General features: G+C 43.2%; 4 protein-coding genes. 2 read left to right on the top strand and 2 right to left on the bottom strand.

Annotated elements, in window-relative coordinates; translation table 11 throughout:
- Window positions 1-578: 578 nt before the first annotated feature.
- Entirely contained in the window at window positions 579-752 is a 174-nt protein-coding gene (locus BMZ06_RS20930; protein WP_175477952.1) for a hypothetical protein, read from the bottom strand.
- Window positions 753-835: 83 nt separating this feature from the next.
- Window positions 836-2,269: an NAD(P)H-binding protein gene (locus BMZ06_RS20135; RefSeq protein ID WP_089755005.1), complete on the bottom strand. Its 1,434-nt coding sequence runs from the start codon at window positions 2,267-2,269 to the stop codon at window positions 836-838.
- Between the two features lie 173 nt (window positions 2,270-2,442).
- Here BMZ06_RS20135 and BMZ06_RS20140 point away from each other — a divergent pair, with 173 nt between their 5' ends.
- Complete coding sequence (locus BMZ06_RS20140) at window positions 2,443-3,858, top strand: sodium/glutamate symporter (protein WP_089755007.1); 1,416 nt, start codon at window positions 2,443-2,445, stop codon at window positions 3,856-3,858.
- Window positions 3,859-4,341: 483 nt separating this feature from the next.
- Window positions 4,342-5,574: a dicarboxylate/amino acid:cation symporter gene (locus tag BMZ06_RS20145; protein WP_089755009.1), complete on the top strand. Its 1,233-nt coding sequence runs from the start codon at window positions 4,342-4,344 to the stop codon at window positions 5,572-5,574.
- Window positions 5,575-6,000 lie beyond the last annotated feature (426 nt).

Below are 6,000 nucleotides of genomic sequence, written 5' to 3' on the forward strand. Positions count from 1 at the left end.
TAATCACACGGGCGTATTTTCTTTATTCAAGCTGAACGATGCGAGATAGTCTGTTATATAAGTATTTCAGGCAGGTTAAGGAGGAGAGGACACTCTCTTTCCGAAGGGTCCGTTCTTCCTAATAAAGTTGGGCTGGTGGGGAAATGACGAGACTCCCATGGGAGAAGGGACTAGGTGAGATCCCGCAGGGAGTGAAACGAGCGAGGAAGCTGATGGTAAAAGGAGGATCGACTAAGATCGCCACGTCCTGTGGCAACGTCGATCGACCCTACGTCGTGTAGGGCCATAGGAAAGTGTTTAAATGTGGAATCACCCCGAAAGACACGACCAGCATAAGCCGAGCATCAAAAGGATGGCGGTTTTTCAATCCGTTGATGAACGGCTTATGGCTCGAATGTCTGGTGATGGAACAAGACGAGTTATTTCCCCACCAGCCCTCTTCCACATAGAGTAACGGACCCAATTTATCTCGAATTCGAGTCTTACAGTAACCGGCCTTATTGCGTAATAAGCCTCTTATGAAAAATCAATGATAAACTTTATCAAAGCCTCCTAAAAAAAGAGGGCATGCGCCCTCTTTACATGTCATCTGGATCCCTGTCTGGTAATCGATCTTTATCGATATATTCATTGTCAGCCATCCCAAACTCCGTGCTATGGTTTTTGAACTGAGCCAGGCGGCCGTTTCTTTTTTCACCTTTGTTTTTATTTTCTTTAAACTGATTATCCGGTTTTTTGTCCTTCTTACTCATTTGATGATCACCCTTTCAAAATAAATGCCTCTTCAGGTTAGGCTTTGAAATTCAGGGTCTTTTATACATGAGATTTGAAAGGACTATTCCGTAATAAAGTTCCTGTTCACTTCTTCCTGCGAACGATCTTCCAGCCGCTCTAAGTGTTTGCTGAACATGGCCATAACCATTAAATGAACTTTGGCCTGCGTGTACTTATAGAAGAACCACGGAAGAGAAGGCATGAAATCATGAATAGCGACAATGGCTTCGTCAGTCCCGGGGATCTGCCTGAACTCCATCCGCCCTCTCATATTCTTCTGGTTATCCGAAAGACCGCCACCCGTAATGTAATAAAGCGCACGGCTCGACGTGCTCCGTTCATGAGAGTAACTCATCTTCAGCAGGGACGAGTCTGAAAAGGAAAAGCCGATTCGGCAATTCAAATTCTCATCTACGGTTGTTTTAATCCAGGGATTCAATTTGTCTTCCAGCCATTTAACATAATGCTGGGCTACCCAATTGGCATCTTTACCAGCGGGAACAATAATTCGCTGAACGGAACGAACATCATGCTGAATGTTCAGATTCGGCGTTTTTTTAGCGCTTTTTCCTTCACTTTGTTTTTCCTTTTCGAGCGCATCCCTTGCTGCTTCTTCAAATGTTATGGAACCCCGGCTGATCCCTGGAACTTCATTTTCTGGATGCGTCGTCATCGGATGCGTAAGACTTTCAATCAGCGGATAAGCAATTTGTTTAGGTGCACCGGCAACTAAGCTTACCCATAAACGTGACAACCTCACCGTCATAAACGGAAGATCGAACAACTTCGGGTTTCTTCCCATCACTTGAGCAGTTTTCAGCATCATGGACCGGTACGTCATGACTTCCGGACCACCTACATCAATCGACCGATCTTTTAACTCCTCTTTGTCCACACTTTTATCAAGTGCATTCAGTACATCTGGTAAAGCGACAGGATGCGTTTCTGTCTTGGTCCATTTCGGCAGAAGCATAACAGGCAGTCTTTTCACCAGCTTTTTCAGAATTGGAAAAGAGGAACCTTTTGGCCCTACGATAAGTCCTGCTCTGATCGTGGTCACCGGAACACCATAAGAACGCAGGATCTGGTCCACTTCCTGCCTGCTTTTTAGATGCCTCGATAAAGATTTCGAACTCTTAGGAATGATTCCACTTAAGTAAATAATCTGTTTAACCCCTTGCTTTTTAGCTGCCTGGGCAAAATTATCCGCTAAAATAACATCCATGTCCTGAAAAGATCCCTGGGTCAGCTTAGCTCCAGGCATCATGGAATGCACAAGGTACACGGCAATGTCCGCTCCCTCAAGCCCTTTCTCAGCGTCTGCCATAGAGTAGAGATCACAGGAACGCCATGTAACGTTTTCACTGTTCTCTTTATTATCGCCGCTCCTTGATAAAGCAATGACATCCGCGTGATCCGTCAGCTTATCCATTAAATTATTTCCTATATACCCACTCGCTCCCGTAAGAGCAACGACAGGTCTTTGATTTGGCAAAACGATCCTCTCCTTTTTAGTTGCATATAAGCTGAATTCCCTTTTATTCCCTGAAAGTAACTTTTGGATAGGTTTGGGGGGCATCAGTTTTTGAGAATTCTTTAAAGAAGTAGTTTTATTTATGGGAATTAAAGGAATTGTCCCCATAATAAAATTCATAGAGGAGTGAAAAAATGACACCAAGTGAAATCGGCTTTGCCATTTTATATTTAGGTGTATTTTTATTGCTTGGAAAAATCATCAGAGTCAAAATAAAAGTACTCCAAAATTTATTTTTACCATCTTCAATTATAGGTGGCTTCATAGCTTTACTGCTTGGGCCTCAAGTTTTGGGTAAGCTTATGAATGTATTTGTAGCTGATGACCATTTCCTGGCTTCTGGGATCATGACCGACACGATTGTTAACGTGTGGGCTGAACTCCCAGGTTTAATGATTAATGTTGTATTTGCCTCCTTATTTCTTGGAGCTGTAATTCCTAAAATGTCCCAAATATGGACATACGGTGGACCTCAGCTGGCATTGGGATGGGCAATCGGCTGGGGGCAGTATGTTATAGGTCTTCTGCTTGTAATTTTTATACTTACTCCTTTTTTTGATATCCCCCCTATTGCTGGAGCACTTATAGAAGTAGCTTTTGAGGGAGGGCACGGGACAGCTGCAGGTATGGCCAGTACCTTTGAAGAGCTTGGGTTTGCGGAGGCGTTCGATTTAGCAATTGGATTAGCTACCGTCGGTGTCCTTTCAGGAGTCATATTTGGAATTATCCTTATTAATTGGGCGGTAAGAAGAAAACATACGAAAGTAATTGAAGACGTAGAAGGTTTTTCTGCACTGCGTAAACGTGGTGTGATGGAATACCAGAACAGAGAGCCAGCGGCGCAAATGACCACCCGACCAGAATCCATTGAGCCCTTGTCCTTTCATTTATCACTTGTGATGATTGCCATTTTAATCGGCTGGATGATTCTTCAGGGATTGATTGGCATTGAAGCCATTACGGTTGGGTCTAGCTTTATGGAATATATTCCATTGTTCCCTGTTGCTATGTTAGGCGGTATCATTCTCCAGCTTATCTTCAGCAAAAAAGATAAATACAATTTGGTCGATCGACGAATGATCAATCGTATTCAGGGTCTTGCTTTGGACATTCTCATTCTATCAGCCATTGGAACCGTGTCTCTCGACGTGATCGGAGAGTATCTTGTGCCGTTTCTGCTGCTGGCGATTGCCGGTATATCATGGAATTTATTCAGTTTCATCTACCTTGCTCCGAGAATCATACCCGAATACTGGTTTGAGCGAGGCATTGGTGATTTTGGCCAATCGATGGGTGTTACGGCCACCGGATTGTTATTAATGCGCGTAGTCGATCCGGACAACGAATCTCCTGCTTTTGAAGCGTTTGGGTATAAGCAGCTTTTTTATGAACCATTTTTAGGCGGAGGTTTTGTCACCGCGCTGTCTGTTCCTCTTATCGCGCAATTTGGTCCGATCCCAGGATTAATTTTTTCAGTTGCAATGGTTGCGGTAGGAATTACAAGCGGCCTGTTCTACTTTGGTAAAGAAAAACACAAAAAAGCCGCTTAATAACCACGCTCCGTTACACTTTTAGGTAAGTCTTTATTAATACTATTTAACAATAGGGCAGTATCCTGTAAGACTCGATTTAGAGATGATTCTGGTCCTATGCAGTAAATTGAGAAGAGTTGACGCGGTAAATAACTCGATTCCTGCGGGGGAACGACGAGACTAATCCTTGATGAACATGACAGGTGTATCTCTAAGCTGAGTCTTTATGAATCGAGAGTTTATCTCTCATAAGTCAAGATAGATTTTCAACAAGGCAAACAAGCATCTGCTCCATATCAGATGCTTGTTTATTTTTACATGGCTCATGTAGTAAACCCTTTATGGTTATACTCTTACATGAACCTCCTAAGAGTTTTGAATTACATTGAAAAGCATTAGTTTTGACACATATGAGGCGATGTCTTATTGTATTCAGGTAATATGTAGTATTTTAGTCAGGATTAAAACAGGCAGCAGCCTGCTGGATAAAGGAGGTACTCCATGAAATCATTGTGGAACACATACGTGCAAACGTCTCTAATTAAAAAAATCACCGCCGCTCTTATTCTTGGTATTATTATCGGACTTATTTTTGGAGAAGAAGCTTCTGTCTTAGCTCCTTTTGGTGATCTATTGCTTCGCCTGCTTCGATTTATCATTATTCCATTAATCTTACTGACCTTGATTGTCGGGGTAAACCAGACGAATATAGGCAATCTTGGACGAATGGGAGGAAAGGTATTTCTTTACTATTTAGGTACATCTGCTTTTGCGATTATGGTCGGTGTGCTGGTCGCCAGTCTTTTCAACCCTGGTACAGGCACGTCGCTTGATGGGAGCGAAAGTTTTGAAGTTCCTGAGAACCCAGGTGTTACGCAGGTTCTATTAAACATTGTGCCGGATAATATATTTACAGCCTTCACAGAAATGAATCTGCTCGGGATTATTTTCACAGCAATTGTATTTGGAATCGCGATTTCTTATTTACGATCCACTCAAAGCTATGGAAATTTAGGGGACCACCTATATAAAGTAATAGAGGCCCTTAATGAAGCAACGCTTACTGTTATGAAAGGGATCCTGCAATATGTACCCATCGGTATTCTAGCTATTATTGCCGAAGTCGTCGGTACTCAGGGAGTCAACACATTGGGATCTCTAGGAAACTTTATTTTAGTTCTTTATATAGCCCTGCTTGTGCAGCTCGCTCTCTATACCGTTTTACTTTTTGTAACGAAAAGAAATCCACTCGGCTTCTTTAAAGAAGCTCGTACACCTATGCTTACTGCTTTTGTAACGCAGAGCAGTTCGGGTACGCTTCCTGTAACCTTGAATGCGGCCCATAATCTTGGCATCTCCAAAAGCTTATACGGTTTCAGCCTGCCTTTAGGGGCAACCATAAATATGGACGGGGCAGCCATTCGGATTGCCGTGTCAGCTGTATTCGCCGCTAATGTCGTCGGAGATCCGCTAAGCATGGCTGCCATTGTACAGGTCGTTATAGTAGGGACTCTCGCTTCTGTCGGTACAGCTGGAGTACCTGGAGCAGGTATTATCATGATTGCTACGGTCTTTTCTCAAGTGGGTCTCCCTATGGAAGCTGTGGCACTTCTAACAGCTGTGGATGTCCTTGTCGGCATGGGCGCAACCGCTCTGAACGTTACAGGAGATCTAGTAGGCTCTTCCGTAATCAATAAAAACGAGAAAAATCAAAATACAGAATCTGTTTCATAATTTTTAAAAAGCAGAAAACCCTCGTGTCTACTCATGCACACGAGGGTTTTATTAGGTTTATTCAGATTTTCTTAGAACAGAGACATTCATGCTAATTTTTTCGCACCATGACATATGAAAATGGTTTCCTAACGGGTATTAGAAGAGTACAGTCAGCGACTTCTACCAAAGGTCGAGATGGCGTGATGTCTTAGAACTCGTAACAGAGACGGGTCTTCGGAAGCAAGTGTACCATGGATTGTCGCTCTCCTCGGAGAAGCACGTAGGGTAGATTACACGTAACGTTTCCGAATGGAGTGGCTGGCTGCAATTTTCCAAAAGGAGGCGGCCCCTTATGCACGTTATAAGTGATCGTGTGTGTGGGATGGATGTGCACAAGAAGAGTATCACCGCGTGTCTTTTGCTATCTGATGAGAAGAAACTTCG

It is taken from the genome of Halobacillus alkaliphilus (genome assembly GCF_900113125.1).
Classification (GTDB): domain Bacteria; phylum Bacillota; class Bacilli; order Bacillales; family Halobacillaceae; genus Halobacillus; species Halobacillus alkaliphilus.